A 22,565-nucleotide genomic window follows, 5' to 3' on the forward strand; every position below is an offset into this window, starting at 1 on the left:
CAATCGCAAGGTAAAAATGATGCAAGAAGAAACCGCAGCACTCAGCCCAGAAGCGTTTGAACAAGCGATTATGGCAAAAGGTCAGTATTATCATATCCACCATCCTTTTCATATCATGATGCACGAAGGACGCGCGACCCAGCAGCAAATCCAAGCGTGGGTCGCCAATCGGTTTTATTATCAAATCAATATCCCGCTAAAAGACGCGGCAATCATGGCAAACTGCCCTGATCAGCGCGTGCGTCAAGAGTGGATCCAGCGCATGATTGATCAAGATGGCGTCTACCCTGATGGCGGCGGGCGCGAAGCGTGGCTTGGTCTGGCGGAAGCGGTTGGATTGACGCGTGAGCAGGTGATTTCGGAAGAATTGGTTTTGCCCGGTGTGCGTTTTGCTGTTGATGCTTATGTGAATTTTGCCCGCCGTACGTCATGGCGTGAGGCGGCGAGCAGCTCATTGACCGAGCTGTTTGCCCCGCAGATTCATCAGTCGCGCTTAGAGTCTTGGCCCAAGCACTATCCTTGGATCAAAGAAGAAGGCTATACCTATTTTCGCTCGCGCTTGAGTCAAGCACGCCGCGATGTTGAGCATGGTCTGACTATCACGCTTGACTCATTCAAAACGGCAGAGCAGCAAGAACGCATGCTTGAGATTCTACAATTTAAACTGGACATTTTGTGGACGATTTTGGATGCCTTGAGTCTCGCCTATGTGCATGATCAAGCCCCTTATCAAAGCGTCACCACGGATAATGTCTGGCATAAAGGATTGTTCAAATGAGTATACCTGCTAGTTTACCTGAGCTGGATCAATCTCTGGTTCCCACATGGCGTCATGGCTACCGCTTCCAGTTTGAGCCAGCGCAAGACGCGTATGTCCTGCTCTACCCTGAGGGGATGATCACCCTTAACGACAGTGCCAGTATCATTGGACAGCATATCGATGGCACCGCATCGGTTGCTGATATTATCCAAAAGGTAAAAGCCATGTTTGGCGATGTGCCTGAAATCGAGCAAGACATCATCGAATATATGCTGGTTGCCCAGCGCGAACATTGGATTGACCTAGTATGACTGCACCCGTCGGACTGCCGCTATGGTTACTCGCTGAGTTGACCTATCGCTGCCCCTTACAATGCCCGTATTGCTCAAACCCGATTGATTATGCTCAGTATAAAGAAGAGCTGACGACACAGGAGTGGTTTGATGTGTTTGATCAAGCGCGGCAAATGGGCGCGGTGCAGCTGGGGTTTTCTGGCGGTGAGCCACTGGTGCGTCAAGACTTAGAAGAAATGGTCGCTTATGCGCACAAGCAAGGTTTTTATACCAACCTCATCACTTCAGGCATGGGACTCACTGAAGCACGCATCGCCAGTCTAAAAGAAGCAGGATTGCAGCATATCCAAATTAGCTTCCAAGCCAGTGATCCGTCGGTGAACAATGCATTGGCAGGCTCAAAACATGCCTTTGAGCAAAAGTATGAGATGTCACGTCTGGTCAAACAGTACGATTATCCGATGGTACTTAACTTTGTGATTCATCGACAGAACATCGATCAAATCGACCAGATTATTGATCTCTGCTTAGAGCTAGAGGCCGACACGGTTGAATTGGCTATTTGCCAGTTTTATGGCTGGGCCTTTGAAAATATCGAAGGCCTACTACCGACCAAAGAACAAGTGGTCAGAGCCGAGCGCATCACCAACGAATATCGCCAAAAGATTGAAGCACGTGGTATCAAATGCAAACTCATTTTTGTCGTCCCTGATTACTACGAAGAACGCCCAAAACCTTGTATGGATGGCTGGGGTAAGATTTTCTTGACTGTAGCACCTGATGGCACCGCCTTACCTTGTCATGCTGCAAGACAGATGCCTATAGAGTTTCCTAATATCAGGCAGACGCCATTAAAAGACATCTGGTATGACTCAGACAGCTTCAATCAATATCGCGGTGATGAATGGATGCCTGACATGTGCCAAAGCTGCTCAGATAAAGAGCGCGATTATGGCGGCTGCCGTTGCCAAGCGTTTATGCTGACGGGCGATGCCAAAAACGCCGATCCTGTGTGCGGCAAGTCGCCTTATCACTACCTGATCGAAGAAGCACGTATCAATAGCGAGACGCCAACTCCGTTTGAAGAGCTGCGCTTTAGGAACCCTAAAAATTCTAAATTATTAAGTATGAGTCAAGAGCAACTGATTCCCACGCGTACGGTCATGGATTAATGATGAATAATCAGCCTATCATTTTTGACGGTCATAATGACCTATTAACTCGCCTATGGCTAAGCTCGGCTGATGATCCTGTGCATGATTTTATTTATGGCACGCTACCAGGGCATTTAGATCTAGCTCGCTGCCGACAAGCAGGATGGATGGGCGGATTATTCTCTATTTTTTTACCGCCCTACGCTTATGTAAAAAACAACCATCCTAACAAATTAGCCAATCCTTCAAACTCAGACTTCACTGCGCAAGAAATCGTTGATATTTGCTGTGCGCAATTGGCGCTTGCGCAGCAATTGCAGGCACGATCAAACGGTCAGATTCAGATCTGTACGTCTGTGGCACAAATAAAAGCCTGTCAGCAGAATCAGCAACTGGCCATCGTTTTGCATTTGGAAGGCGCTGAGTTTTTAGCTATTGAGCCTGACTTGCTGAATGTGTTTTATGAGGCGGGGCTTAGAAGTATTGGCCCACTTTGGAACAGAAAAAGTCTGTTTGGCGATGGTTTGAATGCGTCCTTTCCGCACTCGCCAGACACAGGCTCTGGTTTGACTCGCGAAGGCAAAGACCTTATTTTGGCGTGCCGTGACAAGCATATGCTCATCGATGTGTCGCATATGAATGAGCGCGCGTTTTGGGATACGTTAGAGATTGCAGATCAGCCGATTGTCGCAACCCACTCTAATGCACACGCTTTATGTCCGCAAGCAAGAAACCTAACCGATCGACAGTTGGCTGCCATTAAACAAAGCGGTGGTCTAGTTGGGGTGAACTTCGATGTGGCCTTTTTGCGTGCGGATGGGCAGCGTGATACGCAGACCTCCCTTGATGTGATCGTCGATCATCTTGCTTATCTGATTGACCATTTGGGCGAAGATCACGTTGGCTTTGGCTCTGATTTTGATGGCTGTCTATTGCCTGATGAATTGTCTGATATCAGTCAAATCTCCAAGCTGATTGAGCGGATGCAACAGCGCCACTTCTCTGATGCGCTGATTGAAAAGGTTACTTCAAAGAATTGGTTTAAGGTGTTGGGTGAGATATGGCAGTGATGGTTTATATCTTTGGATACCGCGAAATAAAATATCTATATCGATGCGTATTGCTCCAAGAGTTGGATAACGGGTATGAATTTTTCCTGACTCCCAAGGTGCTTTTTCATACTATTTACTATTAAAAATATAAAGCCTAACTGATTACGTTAGGCTTTATGATAAAAATTATCGAGCGTTAGGTATCTTCTTCATCGGTCAAGTACCACTCCATAAACTCATAGAAGCTATCCCAATGCGGTAATGTACCGTCCGCTAGCTGCTGTTGCTGACCCATCTGAAAATCCCATACACTGTCATCTTCTATATTATATAAATAACCGCCTTCACCTTCACCTGTACTAAATAAAATGTAATTCTTAGGTATATCCCAAACTTCATGTGCGAATTTTACTCTAGGAATGAAACTTCTTGTCGGTAGAGGATCAACTATTTCATCAGCACCAGAACGGCAGTTTAAAGACCTTAAAAAATACTTTGTATATAATTTAAAAAAACCACTGTCCTTTTTAACACCATATTCTAAAAGAATATTTTCTGTACTTTCTTTCTTTTCAGTTTTTTTTTGCATTAGACATGCAGCATGATTTTTTTCAGATAACAACTTTTCCACTGTATTGAATGAACTCACATTAATCTCCTTGCAGTTGGTTTAAACGATCTTTCCAGTACTGACTCTCATATTTATCAAAAATATCACGATTATCTGGATGGCTATTGTTTCCATAAGCTTGCCACTCTCTTTTTCATATTGTTTAATCATTTCAATTTTTTTACTATGCATGTCAATTTTTGTTCCTGAGTCTATTTTCTCATATTCAACACCCATTTCTTCAACTTCATCAGTAGAATAGCGCTTTTGGTTACCCTGCGTGACGGAAGTACTATTAGATATTGAAGTACGACTAATTATATAACCACGCAAGCCCCAAAAAACCACCCTAGCTATCCAGCTAGGGTGGTTTTCTATTTTGGTTTTAAAGTCATCCTTTCTAATGCTTTAAATCTTAAACAGGCCAACCTTCTAACACAATCTTGCCATGTGCTTGCTGGTTTTCTAGCATTTGATGTGCATGGCGTACATGCTCAGCCGTGATAGTGCCAAGATTATGGGCAACGGTGGTCTTGATCTCGCCTGCATCAATCATGTTTGCCACGTCCGTCAATAAACGATGCTGTTCAATCATATCTGGTGTATGGAACATAGATCGCGTAAACATAAATTCCCAATGTAGGCTCAGACATTTAGTTTTAAGCGCATTGGCATCTAATGATTCAGGATCATCGATGAGCCCTAATTTACCTTGTGGTTTCAAGCATTTGATGATTTCTTTATAATGTTCATCAGTGTTGTTTAGGCTGATGACATAATCTACTTCATTGATGCCTGTCTTCTGTAGCTCATCAAACAATGGGTTACGATGATTAATCACATGATCTGCGCCTAAATCCTTTAACCACCGTACACTCTCATCTCGTGATGCTGTACCGATGACTGTGGCAGAGGTTCGTGTTTTTAATAACTGCGTTAAGATAGAACCAACCCCGCCTGCCGCACCAATAACTAATACTGAAACGTCATTAGCACGCTCGTCACTACCATTTCTATCTGCCGAGCTATTATTAACAGGCACTTGCAGACGCTCAAACAACATCTCCCAAGCCGTGATCGTAGTCAGCGGTAATGCCGCCGCTTCAGCAAATGACAGCGATTTTGGCATACGCCCGACGATGCGCTCATCAACCAGTTGATATTCAGCATTACTACCTGAACGAGTCAAATCCCCTGCGTAATAGACCTTATCCCCGACTGAGAATAGGCTGACTTCTTCGCCAACAGCCGTCACGATGCCCGCCGCATCCCAACCAATCACTGCGTACTCACCCTCTGGTGCAGGACGCGATTGACGGATCTTATAATCTACGGGATTTACGGATATGGCTTTGACCTCTACCAGAATATCATGGCCTGATGCAGTCGGTTTATCAAGGGTAATATCTTGTAGTGCTTGTTCATTATCAATGGCTAGGTTATCTTGATAGCCAATGGCTTTTATTGTCTGATTTTGCATTGTTTTTATTCCTAATAATAAATAAATTGAGTAAAGTCCTCACGCGAACAGTACCGAAATACATAGCGCTTAATAGGAGGCAATATATTTTTAATACAACGACTGTAACATCTGCTGTGTTTGGCGTTCTAGCTCTGCAATGGCTTCTTTATCTAACGCATCGGCATGCGGTTGACCAAATTCGCCCCTAGCATCGCCATGTGCACCATCTTTGATATCGTTATCAAAGTATTTACCCGTGTCACTAGCGAACTCATCCGAGACAGCCAATGCTGTTAGGATATTTGCGCCTTTGTCTGCTGATGACCAGTGATGACCATACGCCTCGTCAACCATCTTAGTGTTCAGCAATGATCCCGGATTGACAGCGATCACGTTAATATCATGGCTAGCAACTGTGTCAGCTAAATCCATACTCCACATCGTGAGCGCCAGTTTACTTTGCGCGTAGGCGACTTTATCATCGAGACGCTCTTGTCCTACAAACGCCTTATATGATATTGGTGCTTGAGCAGCCGAGCTCAGATTCACAATACGCGCTTTACTAGATTGCTTGAGTAAAGGTAATAAAGCATTAGTCAACTCATAAGGCGCTAGGTAATTGACCACAAAGCGCACGTCCAAACCATCTTTAGTCATCGCTGATGCCGTGGTATAAATTCCTGCGTTATTTATCAATACATCCAGCTTTGGTAGCTTTTCATTGACGTCTGCGGCCATCTTGAGCACAGCCGTTAAATCAGAGAAATCCGCGACAAACCCATCAATATGATCTACCGCGTCGCCTGTCGCCACGGCTTTTACTTCTGCAATGACACTAGCAAGTTTGTCAGCATCGCGGCCATGCAGGCACACTTGATGCCCAGCCTCTGCTAGCTTTAAAGCCGCCAATTTGCCAATACCGTCGGTGCTACCGGTAATTAAAATTGTTTTAGTTTTACTCATGATTGCAACCATCCTTATTATTTGATTATTTAACTTATGGTTATATTATTAGGTACACGCTACATTTTATCCGTCGTCATGGTATCCATTGTTATCAAAGTGTTGTGATTCGAAACAGCAATCATCATCGACGGAAACACTTAAAGTTTCTGAAACTGGCTGATTTTTTGAATAATTATTTATTGTATAAAAGTAGCCAATTACGGCTATATAGTTGCGGCTGTCTATGTAAATTAAATGAAAATACAATTGATAAAAAAACGCTAGCAAGTGAGTACTTACTAGCGTTTGAACAACGACTGTCTATCTAAATCTTCAGTTAGCGTCAATTAACGTAAATCATCAACGACGGCTAGCATGGCGATAAGCGATGCTTCCCCTAACTGAATAGAACGCTCTGGTGACCAGCCCATCTCTGCATCAGGCAGATTATTATTATCTTTAAATGGCATCTCTAGCGTATTGGCAAGACAGTCAAAACGTTCAGCCACCCAATGGGTTGCCAGTGTCATGTTGGCCTCACCTGGCGCATCAATCTCATAACCCACTTCCGTCTGAAAGTCAGCACTGGCTAATTTCAATACGTCTGAGAACCGATCACGTAGATGTGCAAGGCGCTCGTTATAACTCGGCGTGCCTTGAGAGCCAGCAAGAAACGCATAAGGCAATGCTTCATCGCCATGCACATCATAAAACAGATCAACGCCCGTCTCTTCCATCTTCTTAATCACATAGAACACTTCAGGGCTTTTTTCCAAACTTGGACTTGCCCATTCACGGTTTAGGTTCGTACCTGCTGCATTGGTGCGCAGATGTCCGCGTACACTACCATCGGGATTCATATTGGGTACGATATAGAAATTGGCTTTGTCCAATAACTGTCTGCCTGTTGCATTATCGCTATCTAACAAGCTATATAGCAATCCCTCAACCAACCATTCAGCCATCGTTTCACCCGGATGTTGACGCGCCGTTATCCAGATGTTGCGTTTATTAGCATCACCGTCACCGATTTTTACCAGAGTCAAATCACGCTTGTCGAGGGTGTCACCTAGATGCTCTAGCCTCACTAGCGGATGCGTCTGGACGGCGGCTAATAAATCCTGATGACGCTCATAACTATAAGGGGCAAAATAAGCAATTTGGATGGTTTCACACGCCAACTCTGCCACGATGGTTAATTTGCCATCTTGATAAGAAGTAGGCAAACGGAACCAATGCTGACGATCGTAGGAAGCGACTGCTTGATAATCCTCCCACCCTTCTAGATAGGAAGCCTCCCCTGCATTCATAATATTAAGAACGTACTTCTCTCCAACCTCGCCAGAGAGACGGAAGTTGAACCACTGAAAAAACTCTTCGCCAACGTCTGGACGAATAGCCAGTTGAATATTATTTTTATCTTCTATGTTAAGTACGTCAATATTACCTGCGTCAAAATTGGCAGTGATACGCATGATCGCTCCTTGATTGGTTTTTTATGATTGGGTCTAATCGGCTATGTGCGGGATACAAAGGAAGGTGACAGATTTTTTATTCTAGATAGTCTTTAATCTAACACGGTAGCGTTATACTTTATTGGTCATCACACACTCTTTTTCAAGTCATTAGCTTACTAAGCTGACGTTACTAGCGTCTTATTTCTAAATAGTACTAGGGCATTACACCCATTATCGCCCAATCAGATTGCTTCTCATGCCATCAAAAAGTTGTATCCCTAAAATAAAATAACGGCCTTACATTAGCAAAGCCGTCATCAGATATAGAATCCATTTAGAAAGAATAGTCAGACCATAACATTCTAACATCGCGCTCAGGATCAACAACCGCTTCAGAGTCTACATCGAATCTCATGGTTGTTCGATCTGTAAGCTTATAGTTGTCCCAGCTCACTTGCCCAGTACGCGCAAACTCAATCCAATGTTGGTGCATAGTATTGGCAAGTTTTTGCGGTGGCTCATCTCCGACGAAATTTTTGGCTTGCTCGCTACCGAGCGCATTAAAGGCAAAAGGTACATCCACAAAGTGTGCTGCGCCTAGCTGTCCATCGAATGCTGGTGAAAACCACGAAAAGTTATAATGCCATACTTTATTACCGTTTTTGATTAAATGCTCAGCGATGTGTACCGCTGGCATCCGAAAAGTATAATCTGATTGTATATCAGCAAAGCTATCGCCAACAGACTTGTCGCTATTAGTAGGTGAATATACCCTAAGTGGCTTGCCATTCAACGATAAGTCACTTAGCAACTGAGATCTTTGTGTTGAGGTAATCTTATTAATAGCACCTCCTGGTACATAATAAAGCCTTGCCTCTTGATCGGTACTACCGACAATCACTGGAATAGACGCATCTGCATATTTTATTAGGTCTTTCATTGGTGATTCTTTGATGATATCGCCATCGGTCACAGGCAAAAATGCTGTGCCACCCCAAGACATCATGCCCCACTCGTCTCTATCTTTTACCGTATTGCCGATATTAATCACTTCAGAGACCAAATCGTCAAGTGGTACTTGAGAGATATCGGTCGTCGTAGGTGCCACTCCAAGCGCTTCAGCAAAGAGCGTACTGACTCGACCTGCCTGCTCTGTGGTCACAAACTGCATAGGGGGACTTTGCATAATTGCCTGTTGAAACAGACCTTTTGCTTTATCAGTACCCAAAAGTACCGCGACGCTTTCAGCACCAGCTGATTGACCAAATAAGGTAACTTTGTTTGGATCACCACCAAAGTCAGCAATGTTTTGCTGCACCCATTTTAATGCAGCGATTTGATCTAAAATACCTCTATTATCTGGGACGCCATCTAGATGCATAAATCCATCAACACCAACCCGGTAGTTTACAGTGACGACAATCGTGTCATTTTTTGCAAAGCTAGTGCCGTTATAGGCTTCCTCGCCTGCATCTGCCCTTATAAAAGCACCACCAGGTAGCCAAACCATCACAGGTAATTGCTTATCTGATTTTAGGGCATTTGTGGGCGCCCATATATTTAATGTCAAGTCACCTGCAGCGCCTACAAGTTGAACTTTTTTCTCTCGTCCTGGCTGCGGTACTGGTACCGTTTTGGCGGTAGCATCTAATACGCCTTCCCACTTCTCGTAAGGCTGCGGTGCCTTAAATCTAAGCGATTTTGTGAAAGGATTATGTGCATAAGGAATACCGTAAAAGGTAGCAACCTCATTATCTACTTTGCCTTTTAACTTACCTTGAGAAACGGTAATGGTCATCTTTTCCCCTTCATTATTCGCAGCAAATGCAGAAATCATACTGACACTCAACAAGACAATGGCCACCTTTTGACACACTTTACTTACCTTGTTAATCATCATCACTCCTACTCCTTTTTTATTTTGCGTCTATTGTCTACCTGCTATCTTCTTAATAACCGTCAAAACAGCGACTGTCATCTGGAATAATACTGCTTTCTTGTACAGGTTTTTATGAGACAAACGTAAGGGTTTTATCGTCTACTAACACGTTCTGGTAAGACGATAAGAGTCGTACTCGCAACTTTTTAAGAGACCACTACTATAAATCACTAACAAAAAGTAGAACTGCTGTATCAGCATTTATCCAAACTGAAAAGCAGATAACTGCGTTTTTAGCACTTGCTCAGAGTAAACCTTATAGCCTTTATCATTACCTGCTGCGCCTACTGCCACCATAAGCGGTAGCAAATGCTCCTCTGCACCTAATGGATGTGAGGCTGTTGCATATGGCGCTTCTGACCAGTTAGCCAGCGCTGACCACCGCGTCTCCGCATCCGTTGCAACAGTATCGGTCAGCCAGTCGTCAAAAACTTCAGACGGTGCGGTAAAGTTTGTATCACCATAGCCACGCATATTATGAAAGCTCATACCGCTTCCGATGATTAACACCCCTTCTTGACGTAATGCCTGCAGGGCTTGGCCCGCTGCTAGATGCGCTTTCGGGTCTAGATCATTACGCAGTGACATCTGTACTACAGGAATATCTGCCTCAGGGAGCATCACCTTTAACGGTATAAATACCCCATGGTCAAATCCACGCGCCGCATCTTGCGTATTCGCTATACCCGCCTCAGTTAGCATTTTACTGACTCGCTCAGACAATACTGGCGCACCAGATGCTGGATAAGTCAAATCATAGGTATGCTTGGGAAACCCATAGTAATCGTAAATCAGATCAGGTTTTGCGCCAGCGGTAATACCAAACTCAGCCGTCTGCCAATGGCCGCTAATGATCAAGATAGCCTTTGGTCGCTCAGGCAATCGAGTCGTAATGCTCGCTAAAAACACTGCCATCCCATCCCACATATCTGCAGGTTGCCAATCCATAAAAAAACAAGGCCCGCCGCCATGCGGTATAAAAAGTACGGGCTGAGTAACTGACTCGTTAGATGCATGTACGCTCATCACTTGCTCCTCGTCACTTCTATGAAATGATGTTATTAATTGATATGACGTTATCAACGTGAGTCGTTATATTATTAGGGTGACGCCTCTTTAGCGTTACTGACAGCCATTAGAGGGAGCTATGCCGCGCGCCCTAGCTTTTCTGATAGCGCCTTATCCATACTTACAGCACCGCCACCTTGTACCGCTAAAGCAAGCAAAGCCACCATCAAGGTCAATGCGTATTCGTAGCCGCCATCAGCAGCAAATAGGCCATTGCTGATATGGACAGAGAAAATAGCGACTAGCATTGTAAAGGCGGCGACCAATGCGGCAGGTCGAGTCAGTAATCCTAATACTAAGGCAATACCACCAAAGAACTCAGCACCGCCTGCTAAGAGAGCCATCAGGTAGCCGGGTTCCATACCCATACTACTCATCCACCCAGCCGTACCTGCCAGCCCATTACCGCCAAACCAGCCGAATAACTTCTGCGCACCATGTGCCATCAAAATCAGGCCCACAGGCACACGAAGGATTAAGGCAGCAACGCCAGCTTTCGATGTTAAAACTCTATTTAATAATGAGGATTGCATTGATGAGTACTCCATAACGTAGTAGTAAGATAAAGTGTTTAGATATTGGTATAAACATACTTTACTATCATCGTTACGGAAGAGTAAGCCAAGTTATATTGAATAATTATCAACGTATTGTTGTTAATTGATTTGATATAAGCCTTAATAAGTGTGCAAAAGACACAGACAAAATGCCATTGCCGCATGACTCATTAATGTATTATTACATCCAAAATAGGTTGGCCATATTCCACACCTCCACCATCCTCAACCACTATATCGCTAACAATACCGTCATGCTCGCTCACGACAGGGAGCAGGCGCGTTAGCTCTTCAATAAAGCAAACCGTTTGACCTTTTTCAATACGATCGCCTTTTTTAACAAGATTGTCCGTCACAGCGTCTGCGCTTAGATGCACGATACCGACATGCGTGGCATATACCTGCGCAGACTCATTGCTGTCATCTTTAGCGAGGTTCCCATCGTTGTCTGCTTCGAATGGTAGACGATGGCGCTGCGAATTGTTGGTAGAATTGACCACTTTGATTGACTGACCACCCTCTACGATCGTCACCTCATGCAATTGACTGCGCTCAATGAGCTGCACCGCGCGTTCGATTTGTTCGATATCCATCATACCCTCCTTATATTATATTTTTTATTTACTATTTATTTTGGCTCTAATATTTAACTTAACCCAAGATATTTGGCAATCGTCATGACGCTCAGCACACTCATCGCAATAGCAATCAGCCAACCAAAGGCCGCAATCCAGACAGGATGTTTATAATCTCCAACGATGTTTTTGCGATACGCGGCAATCAGAATAATCACCATTGCGATGGGTAACACCAAACCATTAAGTGTACCGACCAGTACGAGCACCTGAGCGGGCTTACCAATAGTGGCAAAAACAAGCGTTGAGATGACGATAAAACCGATAATAAAATAGCGCTTATAGGTTTCGATAAAGGGATGAAAATTGGTCATAAAAGACACTGAGGTGTAAGCCGCGCCAATCACCGAGGTCACAGATGCTGCCCAAATGACGATGCCAAAGATCACTTTACCCACGTTACCTAAGATATGCTCAAAAGGTGACATCGCAGGGTTTGAGGGGTCCAGCGTCAAGCCTTGTGACACCACGCCCAACACGGCAAGGAATAAAAATACCCGAATCACTGAGGCGACCAAAATGCCCGTGACTGAGCTTTTGGTCACTGAGCTTAGATTTTCCTCACCTGTCACGCCCGCCTCTAGCAAGCGGTGCGCGCCGGAGAAAGTGATATATCCACCAACCGTACCACCTACTAAGGTTACGATGGCCACGGCGTCAATTTTATCTGGCATAATGGTGCGCGTGGCGGCTTCTGCCAAAGGCGGGTCTGATTTGAACACCACATAAATGATTAAGACAATTAAGATAAAGCCCATGAGCTGAGCAAACTTATCCATTAAAGGCCCTGTCTCTCGACCCAAAAATATCGCGACGGCAATCACACCACTGATCAGAGCGCCCGTGATGGGTGAGATATTAAACATCGACTGCATGCCGAGACCTGCGCCGCCGATATTACCAATATTAAAGGCAAGCCCGCCTGCAATAATCAAAAACGCCAGCAAATAGCCTACACCGGGAAACACCAAATTGGCGATTTCCTGCGCCCGTTTTTTGGATACGGCAACCACGCGCCAGACATTGAGCTGGACGCCAATATCCATGATGATTGATATTAAAATAACAAAGCCAAAGCTGGCCATTAAACTTTCGGTAAAGGTAGCGGTTTGAGTTAAAAAACCCGGCCCAACCGCTGAAGTGGCCATCAAAAATGCCGCGCCCAAAATGGCGGTATTGTGCTTTTTTAAGGTACTCATAAACATCCTTGTATAAAACGAGACAACAAATTTGAGTCATTAACGTTCAAACAGTTATCCGTCAAATGATTATTATGCGGATATCGTAATACCCTTTCGTTCTAATTGTTCTTTGATCTCCCGCGCAAATAAAATGGCGTGCGCGCCATCGCCATGTAGACAGATACTCTCTGCCTCAACAGGCACGACCTCACCGCAGACACTGGTCACCGTCCCTTGGGTAATCATCTGCAATACATGGTCAATAGCCGCTTGGGTATCGGTGATCAGTGCGTTGTCTTTGCTGCGCGAGACCAGCGAGCCATCTTTTTCGTAGTTTCTATCGGCAAATACCTCGGATATCGATACCAGACCCTGACGTTTGGCGGCAGCAACCAGATGACCACCTGACAGCCCCATGACTTTTAAATTGGGATCAAAGCGTTTGATCTCACTGACCAAAATATCAGCGAGCGACTCATCAACAGCCGCTTGATTATATAAAGCACCATGCGGTTTGACATAATCTAATGACACACCGACCAGATCACACAGTGCTTTGGTTGCACCAAGCTGATAGGCCATCAATGCCCGATATTTCTCTTCGCCCAGAGACTGATTGGTGCGACCAAAGTTTTCTCTATCATCAAGCCCTGGGTGTGCCCCGACTCTAACATTGTTTTGTTTTGCCAATTGCAAGGTCGCGACCATCTCCGCATAAGAGCCTGCATGCAGCCCGCAGCAAACATTGGCAGAGCTGACGATGGTAAGCAGTTTATCGTCTTGCCCGCAGCCTTCGGCAACGTCTGCATTCAAATCAATGTTCATAACCATACTCCTGTATCTGATCAATATAATGTTGTCGATTTTGGCGTGCGCGGTGCGCCTGCCTGCGATCTACGAGGGTAAATTGACAAGTTTTACCAAATCTTATTTGTGCCATTAATCCGATATCGGCATCGATAACGGTAGCAATTTTAGGATAACCACCGGTAGTTTGCCCATCTGCCATCAACACGATTGGCTGACCTTGCGGCGGCACTTGAATCATACCCATATCGACACCGTGCGAACTCATCTCTTTGGGCTCTGTTAACTCAAGGGATAACTCACCTGCCAAGCGATAACCCATACGGTTACTGCTGGTCTGTAGCTGCCACGACTGGGAGACAAAATCTGCCTGCGCAGCTGGTGTAAAGCAATCATACTCGCTACTTTTAATCACACGAATAGTATTGGCTGGTGCAAGAGGAGCCACACCGATGATCGGCAAGCTTGACGGTGCTTTTACCTTTAACCTGTCATCCGCTTGTAAGTACCTACCGTTAAAGCCGCCGAAACCAGCTTTTAAATTGGTACTACCCGATTGCAATATAGACGCAATATCAAATCCACTATGCACGCAAAGATACGCATACATGCCTTCTATCGGACGTAGTAGCTTGAGGGTTTGCCCAGTTTTTGCGTTGATGCGCCAATAACTGGGTATACGCTTGTTATCCAAATATGCCTCATAAAGCGCGCCTGTCAGACAAAAGCTGACGTCTTCTTCAAACTGTATGGCCAACTCACCCATCGCCAGCTCAATTGCTGGCTCGTCACGCTCATTTTTTAGTAAAGCATTACCTGCTTGCAGCGCCCAATGATCCATTGCGCCACTTCTACCCACGCCCATACTGCGATAACCAAAACGCCCTAGGTCCTGAATACTGGCCATACCATTGGTCGTTAAAATCTTCATTGCTGCCACCTATTGACTCATTTTTTACAGGGTCTTGTTTTATTCATGAATATCTATTGCGGTAAAGCACAAAGTATCACCTGCACTCAGCAACGTTGGCGAATCTTTGGTCAAGTCAAATAAATCGGTGTCTGTCTGACCCAATAACTGCCAACCGCCTGGAGAGGCAAAAGGATAAATGCCTGTTTGCTCGCCACCAATACCGACCGACCCTGCAGGCACGTGCGTCCTTGGGGTAGTATGCCTTGGGAAATGTAGCGACTCAGAGAGACCGCCAAGGTAAGGAAAACCGGGCTGAAAACCAATAAAATAAACGGTGTAAATAGCGCTGGTGTGCAGATCGACCACAGCGTCAATAGGCATCTCAAGCGACGCTGCCATTGCTGCTAAATCAGGACCGTATTTGCCACCATAATGCACGGGTATCTCGATATGCTTACCGTCGATAGTTTTTTCAGGTATCTCCTCAAGCAGCGCGGTCAGTTTGTTTTGTAGCGCTTTAAACTCATCCCATGCCAGCGGATGACTAAACACACTGAGTGTGTTCATACCGATAATGACTTCGATAACTTCGGGCATGGTTTCAATAATATCTGCCAGCGCCCAGCACTTTTTCTGTTTGTCTAGGCTGATAGGCTTGGGGAAAAACAACAAAAGGTTGGTTTCACTGCCGATTTGCCATTGTAGGGTCATCCTTGTACGCTCCATTATTTTTATTAAATGTACTCGTTATCGTCATCTTGATAACGTGTTATGAACAGCTGTTTTATATATTTTCTTTGATCCATTGCTCTAAATAATGAATGCTCATTTGATCCTCACAGAACCCTTTATCGGTAAACAAACGCTGATGCAACCCAATATTGGTATCAATACCCGTGATCTGCGCTTCTGACAATGTCCCTTGCATCTTGGTGATTGCTTGCGCTCTCGACTCATCTTGTACACATATTTTGGCAATCAAACTGTCGTAAGTGGGTGGCACGGTGTAGTTCGACTCGATATGACTGTCCACTCTGACGCCAAAGCCTGCAGGCAGGTGGCAATAGCTGATATGTCCTGCATTGGGTAAAAAGGTCTTTGGGTTTTCAGCATTGATGCGACACTCAAAAGCATGACCACTGATGGTGATGTCTTGCTGCTGGTACGCGAGCGGCAGCCCTGCGGCAATGCGTATTTGCTCACGCACGATATCAACGCCTGTCACCATCTCAGTGATGGTATGCTCCACTTGCACCCGCGTATTCATCTCAATAAAGAAAAATTCGCCGTTTTCGTACAAAAACTCAAACGTCCCCGCCCCTCTATAACCCATCTGCTGGCAAGCCGTGGCACACGCCTCGCCTATCTGCTGCCGTTGCTCGTCGGTAATCCCAGGTGCAGGTGCTTCTTCAATGACCTTTTGATGGCGGCGCTGCATCGAGCAATCGCGCTCACCCAGATAGATGGCATGACCATGGGTATCAGACAGCACTTGTATTTCGATATGGCGCGGCAGCTGCAGGTATTTTTCAAGATAAACCACGGCGCTGCCAAAGTTGGCTTTGGCTTCGGTTTGGGTCAAGGAGATGGCAGATAGCAGATCGGCTTGTTTTTCAACGACACGCATGCCGCGACCACCGCCACCGCTTGCGGCTTTGATAATGACAGGATAGCCCACATCATTGGCAATCTGTATGACAGCATTAGAGTCGGTTGGCAGCGCGCCCTCAGAACCAGGCACACAAGGCACGCCAGCCGCAACCATTTGTGCCTTGGCCGCCACCTTGTCGCCCATGGTGCGTATGTTGTCAGCGGTTGGGCCTATAAACTGAATGCCTGATGCTTCTACCAATGCTGCAAAATCTGCATTTTCTGACAGAAACCCATAACCGGGGTGAATGGCTTGCGCCTGTGTCATTTTGGCCGCAGAGACAATCGCCCTTTGGTTCAGATAGCTTTTTGCCGCATTAGCAGGGCCAATACAGACCTTTTCATCCGCCAAACGTACCGGCAAGGAATCTTTATCTGCTTCTGAATACACGATGACTGACCCAATACCTAACTGTTTGCAAGCCCGAATGATACGTAATGCAATCTCGCCACGGTTAGCGATTAAGATTTTAGAGAGCATATATTTTCCTAAAAAAGAGAAATCAGATGTTTATTAAACCACTGCTAGTTAGTTTCTAGGCTAGCTTGCAGGTTCAGTGACGAACAAAGCCTGACCGTATTCGACGATATCCCCTTCCTCAATCAGAATATCTTTGATAATGCACGCCGTCTCTGCTTTGACCTCATGCATCATTTTCATGGCTTCAATGATACAAAGCGTCTGCCCGACTTCGACCTGATCGCCTATGCTGACAAACTCATCGGCGTCAGGCTCAGAACGCCGATAAAACGTGCCCAACATCGGCGCTGATATGTCATTTTTTTGCGGCGCATCGACACGCTCCTCATCACTTATATCATTTTCGTGTTTGTTATTATCATTATCACTAGATGCAAGCGTGGCCTGTTGCTTATTGGGTGCGTTGCTGGTAGTGCTGGCAGACGGTTGGCTTGTATGTTGCTCAGCAGAATGACACACAATAGCGATGCGTGCGTCACCGTCGGTCACCTCTAACGATTGTATATCGGCGTTTTCTGCGATTTTTATCAGCTTCTCTAAATCATCAAAATTGATATTCATATTGGACACTATTCCTTTAGTTTTTATAAAAAGTTGGCTTGAAACAACTGGCGTAAAATCAAAACAAATATGATGGTTTATAAGACTGCTAAGTCTTCATCCTTAGGATCGCAAATAAACATATACCCCGGTGCATGAGTAATCATCAGCTCAGGACGACTGGTCATGGCGATGCTCTGCGGCGTGACACCGCACGCCCAAAATACGGGCACTTCGCCTGCTTTTATGGTTGATGGATCGCCAAAGTCTGGAGAACTGATGTCTTTAATACCGATTAGGCTGGGATCGCCGATATGAATGGGTGCGCCATGCACTTGCGGAAAACGTGAAGTGGCTTGCACTGCTTTTGTGATTAACGGATAAGGTATCGGTCTCATACTGACCACCATTTTTCCGTGAAATTTTCCAGCAGGCTCTGTTTCTATATTAGTGATGTACATCGGTACATTGTGGTTGTCTTCAATGTGTCTGATGGGGATGGAGGCACTCAACATCGCCGTCTCAAAAGAGAAACTACAGCCTAAAAGAAAGCAGACCAAATCATCGCGCCAATAGTCTGTTAAGTCTGATACTTCATCGACCAACTCACCATGTTGGTATATTCTATATCTCGATAGGTCAGATCTGAGATCAGCCCCTTTTGCCATTAGCTTTGGCTCAGCACTGCCAATATCGGTGACGTCTAACACAGGGCAAGGCTTGGGATTTCTTTGTGCAAACAATAAAAAGTCATAAGCCAACTCTTTGGGCACGATGACCAAGTTGGCTTGGACGTGACCTTTGCACATGCCAGAGGTAGGTTTGTCTATTTTGTTATTTCTGATCAGCGCCCTGACTTCTTGTGGTGACAAGTTCCCTATGTCTGGCATGGTTGTTCCTTTTTATGCGTCATACTAAAAAATAGTAAGCTATTGTCTAATAAAAGCATCCTAACAAATATAAATTGATGTGATTGATTTGGCTTCAAACTGTTACAAAAAACACCATGCTTTATATCGTGCTGAGTCATGCGTTAACCACTACAATATTAGTGACCGCTTAATAATGACAGCGTGCGATATATGAGAGCCGTTATATGAAAGCCATCTCATATATATCGGCGACCTTTAGGAGCATGACCATGTTTGATTCTCATAAGCCCTTGTTATCTACAAAAATGAAATCGCTATTGTTTTCTGCCTGTCTGGTAGGTGGCGTATCACTACTCACCAGCTGTGACTCACAATCCTCAACCACTGATGACAATGCAGCGCAAATGGATAAGAATACAGCAGCCTCACAGACGGATACATCCGTGCCCGTTACTGCTAATAATAATGAAACTGCAATAGATAAAGAGCCTATCACTGCCGAAACAAGCCCGCCTGATGACCAAATGGTGATTCCATCAGGCTATCAAAAACTGAGCTTTGGGCAAGTAGTTACTCCCGCGCTTTTGGCGGAGTTAGGCCTAACCAAACAAGAGAGTGACAATGAGCAATGCTACTATGTGAGCGATCCAAAACAGTATTACATGGATCAAGCTTATGGCAAACGTGCATCTGTCCTATATCAAGTGATAGATGGCAAAGTAGTACTGATTACGATTCGAGATTCAGAAACGCCGTTTTATACGGGCGTTCATGTCGGTGATGCGGTAACAGCGGTGATGAGCGCGCATGGTGACAGTCTTACTTATGAGGTTGATAAATATGCGGTGGATGGTGACTTTTATAATCTGATTGCAAACGTCAACTTTATTGTGACTGGCGACGCAGATGCGGGCACACTCTTAAAAGAAGAAGATATTAAGCTTAATAACGCTAATGACACCTTACCGATTCAAGTTGAATATCATATCAAAGGTGGTCAAAAGCTCAGTAATAACACTATTAGCGAGACTGAATGGACGGTAGAAAATAAACGCGCATTACAAGGTGACGTAGAAAGTATTGATATCGGCATTCCAGAAGCGATTTATCTGGTCGAAGGCTGCTCCTAAAAACTGGGCTTTAAACCCAGAACTAAATATTACGCCCTAAGCATAAAGAACCCGATAAGCACTCCTGCTTATCGGGTTCTTTGTCTACTATAACGCTACCTAATGTAATAACTATAAATCACTCATTCAATGCTTCACCGTTCAGCGCACGGTCTAATATCGTATACGCGGCTTTGACTCGTTCTGTATTCGGATAGTTCTTGTTTGCCAAAATGACAATACCTGTTTTTTTCGCAGGTACATACGCAATATAAGCCCCAAATCCATTCGTCGACCCTGTTTTATTGACCCACATATCATTCAGCACAGGCGTTGGTGGCTCATTCACTTGGATAGCTTGAGGGTTTAAAATAACCTCTGTTGAATTGCCATCTAACAACATCTGCAACGTCGTCGGTAACGAATACATCTCCCAAGCCAGCCCTTGCGTAAAGTATTTTGTTTGATAGTAGCCTTTTCTATTGTTCTCAAGTGCTTGCTGCATTTGACTATCTACCGTTACCAGCCCCATATTCGCCGCCATGAAGCGTGTCATATCGGCACTGGTTGATTTGATACCGTACGCTTCTGCATCTAGCATACCGGGGTTGACTCTGATTGGCTCGCCTGCCTTGTTATAACCAAAGGCATAATCCTCCATTTTATCCGCAGGGACATTGACAAAGGTATTGGTCATCTTAAGCGATGGCAACACGGTGTTTTCTATGAGTTTGGTGTAGTCATCATTCATACTAAGGGCAGATAGATGGCCGAACAGTCCGATACTGGCATTGGAATACAGACGGGTTGAGTCGATAGGAAACTTAGGTTGCCAAGATTTGTAATATTGCAGCAGCTCCTTATTATTCTCAATGTTTTCAGGCACCTGTAATGGCAATCCGCCTGCGCTATACGTACCCAAGCTGATGAGCTTTGTATTACCAATAGCACTGTTTTTTAGGTAGGGAATGTACTTGTCTGCGGTATCATCGAGTGACAAGGTGCCATTTAATTCTGAATAACTGGCTAAAGTGGCCGCAAAGGTCTTGCTCACAGAACCCAGCTCAAAAATTGTGTGCTCTGACACAGGCTGGTTGCGCTGCTTGTCAGACAAACCATAGTTATAAAAATGTGATTTACCATCGATGATGATTCCAAATGCCATACCGGGGATCTGATATTGGCTCATCAACTGTTTGGCCTGCTTATCCACTTCTTTCTCTAAGCGAGCATTAGCACTGGCGGCTTGCGCCGTTTCAGATATCAGTAATGTCGATAGCAATACGCTCAGCGTTAGGCCAAGGAGCGGTTTTTGCATAGATGGTTTTTGAGCAGTCAGTGTTGATGTAAATACGTTCATAAGTAATTTATTAATGCCGTCTATTTAATTGTGAAAGGGTTGGCTACTAAAGGTAGCAGCTTTTACGGTCATTTATCACGTTGTTTTTTACACTTTATGTTTTTAGCGCCAATGTCCTCTTAGTACTTACGTTAGTACTTACGTTAGTACTTATTAGCACTTACGCAAAAACAGTAATAAATGGCGCACAACGCTCAAATAACGACACACCGTAAAGAAAATCAGACAGCAATGAGCGCGTGGTCTGTTACAGTATCAGCCGATTATTCAGACTAGGCGTTATCAACCACGTCATCTATAGTCTCAATCCCTGTATCCAACCAACCGACATAGTAGACAAGATGATAAGCGCATTATTCAATGCCATATCAGCCACGATAAAGGAATAAGCTATCCATGATTGCGCTCATTGAACAACACCCTCAGCTCATCAGCTTAGGCATGGTGCTTATTTTGACGATAGCGCTGTTATGGCTGATACAGCACCTCATGATTCGCTATGGTAAGCGAATATTGGGATTGATTTCTCGTGTCGATTTTTGGCTGCGCAGACATATCGCACGCCTACCACTGATGGTAGGTCTACAGCAAAAATACCCAGCAATGTTTGGATTTATTACCAAGCGTTTTGCTCGTGGTCATTTTTCTGGTCTGATTCTCACCATTTTGACACTTTTAAATATATATATTTTGGCGCTGTTTGCAGGCTTGGTCGAGGATGTGGTGAACGCGGACTCTATTGTGACCACCGATCTGTTTGTGTCGCAGCATATGAGCGTGTTACAAGATTCGAGCATCGTGCCTGCCTTTGTTTTTATCACCAGTTTGGGCTCTACACCGATTACTTGCTTAATTATTCTGTTGACGGCAATCCTCTGCGCGGTCGTGCGCCAGCCTTATATTTTGGTCGGTCTCCTAATCTCAACCATCGGTAGTACTACTTTTACGTTTTTGAGCAAGATGGCTTTTCAGCGGTCGCGACCGATTGATATTTTGCTGATGGAACATACTTACTCGTTCCCAAGTGGTCATGCGACTATTAGTATTGCGCTGTATGGATTTCTTGCTTATATGGCGATTCGTTTTAGCCAAAGCTTTATTCGACAAGTGCGGATATTATCGCTCGCGGTTTTATTATGCCTGTTCATAGGGTTAAGCCGAATCGTACTCAATGAGCATTACCTGAGCGATGTGATGGGTGGGTTTTTGGTGGGGACGTTATGGCTGACGATTGCCATTAGTATGATGGAATGGCTGACCGCCCGAGGTAAAATCGATTGGCGTGTGTCGTGGTCGAAAGGGTCGGTGTATATGCTATGGTTTAGTGTTGTGAGTATTTTTATCGCTATCTTTGTGTATGCCAATATTTATCAATTTCCGCTGCTTGGGTAGTAGTAGTGGAGACTACAGTACTTTTTGATGCCATAACAACATAAGGTCTACTCTATTTTTGGCAATAGAACATATCTTATTCCTATGTACTGATTGGCTTTGATTAAAGTGTAAAATTTATGGTTTGATAAGTTGGGTCAGTGAGTTTAACATTGATAATGTGAGTCATATCAATAAATCGTAAAAGTGAACTATATAAAATTCTTGGATAATTTAAAGATAGACAAAATCAAGTTAGAACAACTTTTCTGGTTATTAACGAAAGTGGCATTATGTCAGTCATTCGATAAAACCCTGCTTTTAATTCAACTTATCAGCTTTTGATATC

The 22,565-nt window shown here is 44.6% G+C and carries 23 protein-coding genes; 6 read left to right on the forward strand and 17 right to left on the reverse strand.

Annotated features, from left to right (window positions below; all coding sequences use genetic code 11):
- Nucleotides 1-19 precede the first annotated feature (19 nt).
- The 4 genes from pqqC to I3255_RS08020 are packed head-to-tail and all read left to right on the forward strand — an operon-like array spanning nt 20 to nt 3,277.
- The gene (pqqC, locus tag I3255_RS08005) at nt 20-778 is read left to right on the forward strand and encodes a pyrroloquinoline-quinone synthase PqqC (RefSeq protein ID WP_238038350.1); all 759 of its coding nucleotides are present in this window, start codon (nt 20-22) and stop codon (nt 776-778) included.
- Nucleotides 775-1,071 carry a pyrroloquinoline quinone biosynthesis peptide chaperone PqqD gene (gene pqqD, locus I3255_RS08010; protein ID WP_238038351.1) on the forward strand — a complete coding sequence of 99 codons (297 nt, stop codon included), beginning with the start codon at nt 775-777 and terminating at the stop codon, nt 1,069-1,071. Before pqqC ends, pqqD begins: the two co-directional genes overlap by 4 nt.
- Nucleotides 1,068-2,225 (forward strand): pyrroloquinoline quinone biosynthesis protein PqqE, encoded by a 1,158-nt coding sequence (gene pqqE / locus I3255_RS08015; protein ID WP_238038352.1) that lies wholly within the window; start codon nt 1,068-1,070, stop codon nt 2,223-2,225. Before pqqD ends, pqqE begins: the two co-directional genes overlap by 4 nt.
- A gap of 2 nt (nt 2,226-2,227) precedes the next feature.
- Nucleotides 2,228-3,277 (forward strand): dipeptidase, encoded by a 1,050-nt coding sequence (locus tag I3255_RS08020; protein ID WP_238038353.1) that lies wholly within the window; start codon nt 2,228-2,230, stop codon nt 3,275-3,277.
- Nucleotides 3,278-3,455: 178 nt separating this feature from the next.
- Here I3255_RS08020 and I3255_RS08025 read toward each other — a convergent pair whose 3' ends face one another.
- The 16 genes from I3255_RS08025 to I3255_RS08100 form a co-directional block, all read right to left on the reverse strand.
- The gene (locus tag I3255_RS08025; RefSeq protein ID WP_238038354.1) at nt 3,456-3,908 is read right to left on the reverse strand and encodes a hypothetical protein; all 453 of its coding nucleotides are present in this window, start codon (nt 3,906-3,908) and stop codon (nt 3,456-3,458) included.
- 21 nt (nt 3,909-3,929) lie between these two features.
- On the reverse strand, nt 3,930-4,217 hold the full coding sequence (locus tag I3255_RS08030; RefSeq protein WP_238038355.1) for a hypothetical protein: 288 nt from the start codon (nt 4,215-4,217) through the stop codon (nt 3,930-3,932).
- Between the two features lie 67 nt (nt 4,218-4,284).
- The gene (locus I3255_RS08035; RefSeq protein ID WP_238038424.1) at nt 4,285-5,334 is read right to left on the reverse strand and encodes a zinc-binding alcohol dehydrogenase family protein; all 1,050 of its coding nucleotides are present in this window, start codon (nt 5,332-5,334) and stop codon (nt 4,285-4,287) included.
- Nucleotides 5,335-5,439: 105 nt separating this feature from the next.
- Entirely contained in the window at nt 5,440-6,294 is an 855-nt protein-coding gene (locus tag I3255_RS08040) for an SDR family NAD(P)-dependent oxidoreductase (RefSeq protein WP_238038356.1), read from the reverse strand.
- A 329-nt stretch (nt 6,295-6,623) separates the two neighbouring features.
- Nucleotides 6,624-7,751, reverse strand: coding sequence for a M14-type cytosolic carboxypeptidase (locus I3255_RS08045; protein WP_238038357.1), 1,128 nt, complete (start codon nt 7,749-7,751; stop codon nt 6,624-6,626).
- 316 nt (nt 7,752-8,067) lie between these two features.
- The gene (locus I3255_RS08050; RefSeq protein WP_238038358.1) at nt 8,068-9,633 is read right to left on the reverse strand and encodes a carboxylesterase family protein; all 1,566 of its coding nucleotides are present in this window, start codon (nt 9,631-9,633) and stop codon (nt 8,068-8,070) included.
- 240 nt (nt 9,634-9,873) lie between these two features.
- A complete protein-coding gene (locus I3255_RS08055; protein ID WP_238038359.1) occupies nt 9,874-10,698 on the reverse strand; it encodes a class III extradiol ring-cleavage dioxygenase in 825 nt (274 codons plus the stop codon).
- A gap of 119 nt (nt 10,699-10,817) precedes the next feature.
- Nucleotides 10,818-11,273, reverse strand: a complete 456-nt coding sequence (locus tag I3255_RS08060) for a DoxX family protein (RefSeq protein WP_238038360.1) — start codon at nt 11,271-11,273, stop codon at nt 10,818-10,820.
- Nucleotides 11,274-11,467: 194 nt separating this feature from the next.
- The gene (locus I3255_RS08065) at nt 11,468-11,890 is read right to left on the reverse strand and encodes a biotin/lipoyl-containing protein (RefSeq protein WP_238038361.1); all 423 of its coding nucleotides are present in this window, start codon (nt 11,888-11,890) and stop codon (nt 11,468-11,470) included.
- A 53-nt stretch (nt 11,891-11,943) separates the two neighbouring features.
- Nucleotides 11,944-13,131 (reverse strand): NRAMP family divalent metal transporter, encoded by a 1,188-nt coding sequence (locus I3255_RS08070; RefSeq protein WP_238038362.1) that lies wholly within the window; start codon nt 13,129-13,131, stop codon nt 11,944-11,946.
- A gap of 72 nt (nt 13,132-13,203) precedes the next feature.
- Complete coding sequence (pxpA, locus tag I3255_RS08075; RefSeq protein WP_238038363.1) at nt 13,204-13,938, reverse strand: 5-oxoprolinase subunit PxpA; 735 nt, start codon at nt 13,936-13,938, stop codon at nt 13,204-13,206.
- Nucleotides 13,928-14,851 (reverse strand): biotin-dependent carboxyltransferase family protein, encoded by a 924-nt coding sequence (locus I3255_RS08080; protein ID WP_238038364.1) that lies wholly within the window; start codon nt 14,849-14,851, stop codon nt 13,928-13,930. The genes pxpA and I3255_RS08080 overlap by 11 nt, the downstream gene beginning before the upstream one ends.
- A gap of 39 nt (nt 14,852-14,890) precedes the next feature.
- A complete protein-coding gene (gene pxpB / locus I3255_RS08085; protein ID WP_238038365.1) occupies nt 14,891-15,544 on the reverse strand; it encodes a 5-oxoprolinase subunit PxpB in 654 nt (217 codons plus the stop codon).
- 73 nt (nt 15,545-15,617) lie between these two features.
- Nucleotides 15,618-16,964, reverse strand: a complete 1,347-nt coding sequence (accC, locus tag I3255_RS08090; protein ID WP_238038366.1) for an acetyl-CoA carboxylase biotin carboxylase subunit — start codon at nt 16,962-16,964, stop codon at nt 15,618-15,620.
- Nucleotides 16,965-17,024: 60 nt separating this feature from the next.
- Nucleotides 17,025-17,525 carry an acetyl-CoA carboxylase biotin carboxyl carrier protein gene (gene accB / locus I3255_RS08095; RefSeq protein ID WP_238038367.1) on the reverse strand — a complete coding sequence of 167 codons (501 nt, stop codon included), beginning with the start codon at nt 17,523-17,525 and terminating at the stop codon, nt 17,025-17,027.
- Nucleotides 17,526-17,602: 77 nt separating this feature from the next.
- Nucleotides 17,603-18,394 carry a putative hydro-lyase gene (locus tag I3255_RS08100; protein WP_238038368.1) on the reverse strand — a complete coding sequence of 264 codons (792 nt, stop codon included), beginning with the start codon at nt 18,392-18,394 and terminating at the stop codon, nt 17,603-17,605.
- A 251-nt stretch (nt 18,395-18,645) separates the two neighbouring features.
- On the opposite strand from I3255_RS08100, the gene I3255_RS08105 reads away from it, so the two are divergent.
- Nucleotides 18,646-19,506 (forward strand): hypothetical protein, encoded by an 861-nt coding sequence (locus I3255_RS08105; RefSeq protein WP_238038369.1) that lies wholly within the window; start codon nt 18,646-18,648, stop codon nt 19,504-19,506.
- Between the two features lie 118 nt (nt 19,507-19,624).
- Here the strand turns inward: I3255_RS08105 and ampC are convergent, their stop codons facing one another.
- Nucleotides 19,625-20,845: a class C beta-lactamase gene (gene ampC, locus I3255_RS08110; RefSeq protein ID WP_238038370.1), complete on the reverse strand. Its 1,221-nt coding sequence runs from the start codon at nt 20,843-20,845 to the stop codon at nt 19,625-19,627.
- 396 nt (nt 20,846-21,241) lie between these two features.
- On the opposite strand from ampC, the gene I3255_RS08115 reads away from it, so the two are divergent.
- Entirely contained in the window at nt 21,242-22,237 is a 996-nt protein-coding gene (locus I3255_RS08115) for a phosphatase PAP2 family protein (protein ID WP_238038371.1), read from the forward strand.
- The last annotated feature ends 328 nt before the right edge of the window (nt 22,238-22,565 follow it).

It is taken from the genome of Psychrobacter sp. Ps6 (assembly GCF_022129235.1).
Taxonomy (GTDB): Bacteria; Pseudomonadota; Gammaproteobacteria; order Pseudomonadales; family Moraxellaceae; genus Psychrobacter.

Excerpts from the sequence above, each read along its gene's own strand:
- pqqC (WP_238038350.1), top strand. The coding sequence starts at position 20 with ATGCAAGAAGAAACCGCAGCACTCAGCCCAGAAGCGTTTGAACAAGCG.
- pqqD (WP_238038351.1), top strand. The coding sequence starts at position 775 with ATGAGTATACCTGCTAGTTTACCTGAGCTGGATCAATCTCTGGTTCCC.
- pqqE (WP_238038352.1), top strand. The coding sequence starts at position 1,068 with ATGACTGCACCCGTCGGACTGCCGCTATGGTTACTCGCTGAGTTGACC.
- I3255_RS08020 (WP_238038353.1), top strand. The coding sequence starts at position 2,228 with ATGAATAATCAGCCTATCATTTTTGACGGTCATAATGACCTATTAACT.
- I3255_RS08040 (WP_238038356.1), bottom strand. The coding sequence starts at position 6,294 with ATGAGTAAAACTAAAACAATTTTAATTACCGGTAGCACCGACGGTATT.
- I3255_RS08045 (WP_238038357.1), bottom strand. The coding sequence starts at position 7,751 with ATGCGTATCACTGCCAATTTTGACGCAGGTAATATTGACGTACTTAAC.
- I3255_RS08050 (WP_238038358.1), bottom strand. The coding sequence starts at position 9,633 with ATGATGATTAACAAGGTAAGTAAAGTGTGTCAAAAGGTGGCCATTGTC.
- I3255_RS08055 (WP_238038359.1), bottom strand. The coding sequence starts at position 10,698 with ATGAGCGTACATGCATCTAACGAGTCAGTTACTCAGCCCGTACTTTTT.
- I3255_RS08060 (WP_238038360.1), bottom strand. The coding sequence starts at position 11,273 with ATGCAATCCTCATTATTAAATAGAGTTTTAACATCGAAAGCTGGCGTT.
- I3255_RS08065 (WP_238038361.1), bottom strand. The coding sequence starts at position 11,890 with ATGGATATCGAACAAATCGAACGCGCGGTGCAGCTCATTGAGCGCAGT.
- I3255_RS08070 (WP_238038362.1), bottom strand. The coding sequence starts at position 13,131 with ATGAGTACCTTAAAAAAGCACAATACCGCCATTTTGGGCGCGGCATTT.
- pxpA (WP_238038363.1), bottom strand. The coding sequence starts at position 13,938 with ATGAACATTGATTTGAATGCAGACGTTGCCGAAGGCTGCGGGCAAGAC.
- I3255_RS08080 (WP_238038364.1), bottom strand. The coding sequence starts at position 14,851 with ATGAAGATTTTAACGACCAATGGTATGGCCAGTATTCAGGACCTAGGG.
- pxpB (WP_238038365.1), bottom strand. The coding sequence starts at position 15,544 with ATGACCCTACAATGGCAAATCGGCAGTGAAACCAACCTTTTGTTGTTT.
- accC (WP_238038366.1), bottom strand. The coding sequence starts at position 16,964 with ATGCTCTCTAAAATCTTAATCGCTAACCGTGGCGAGATTGCATTACGT.
- accB (WP_238038367.1), bottom strand. The coding sequence starts at position 17,525 with ATGAATATCAATTTTGATGATTTAGAGAAGCTGATAAAAATCGCAGAA.
- I3255_RS08100 (WP_238038368.1), bottom strand. The coding sequence starts at position 18,394 with ATGCCAGACATAGGGAACTTGTCACCACAAGAAGTCAGGGCGCTGATC.
- I3255_RS08105 (WP_238038369.1), top strand. The coding sequence starts at position 18,646 with ATGTTTGATTCTCATAAGCCCTTGTTATCTACAAAAATGAAATCGCTA.
- ampC (WP_238038370.1), bottom strand. The coding sequence starts at position 20,845 with ATGAACGTATTTACATCAACACTGACTGCTCAAAAACCATCTATGCAA.
- I3255_RS08115 (WP_238038371.1), top strand. The coding sequence starts at position 21,242 with ATGATTGCGCTCATTGAACAACACCCTCAGCTCATCAGCTTAGGCATG.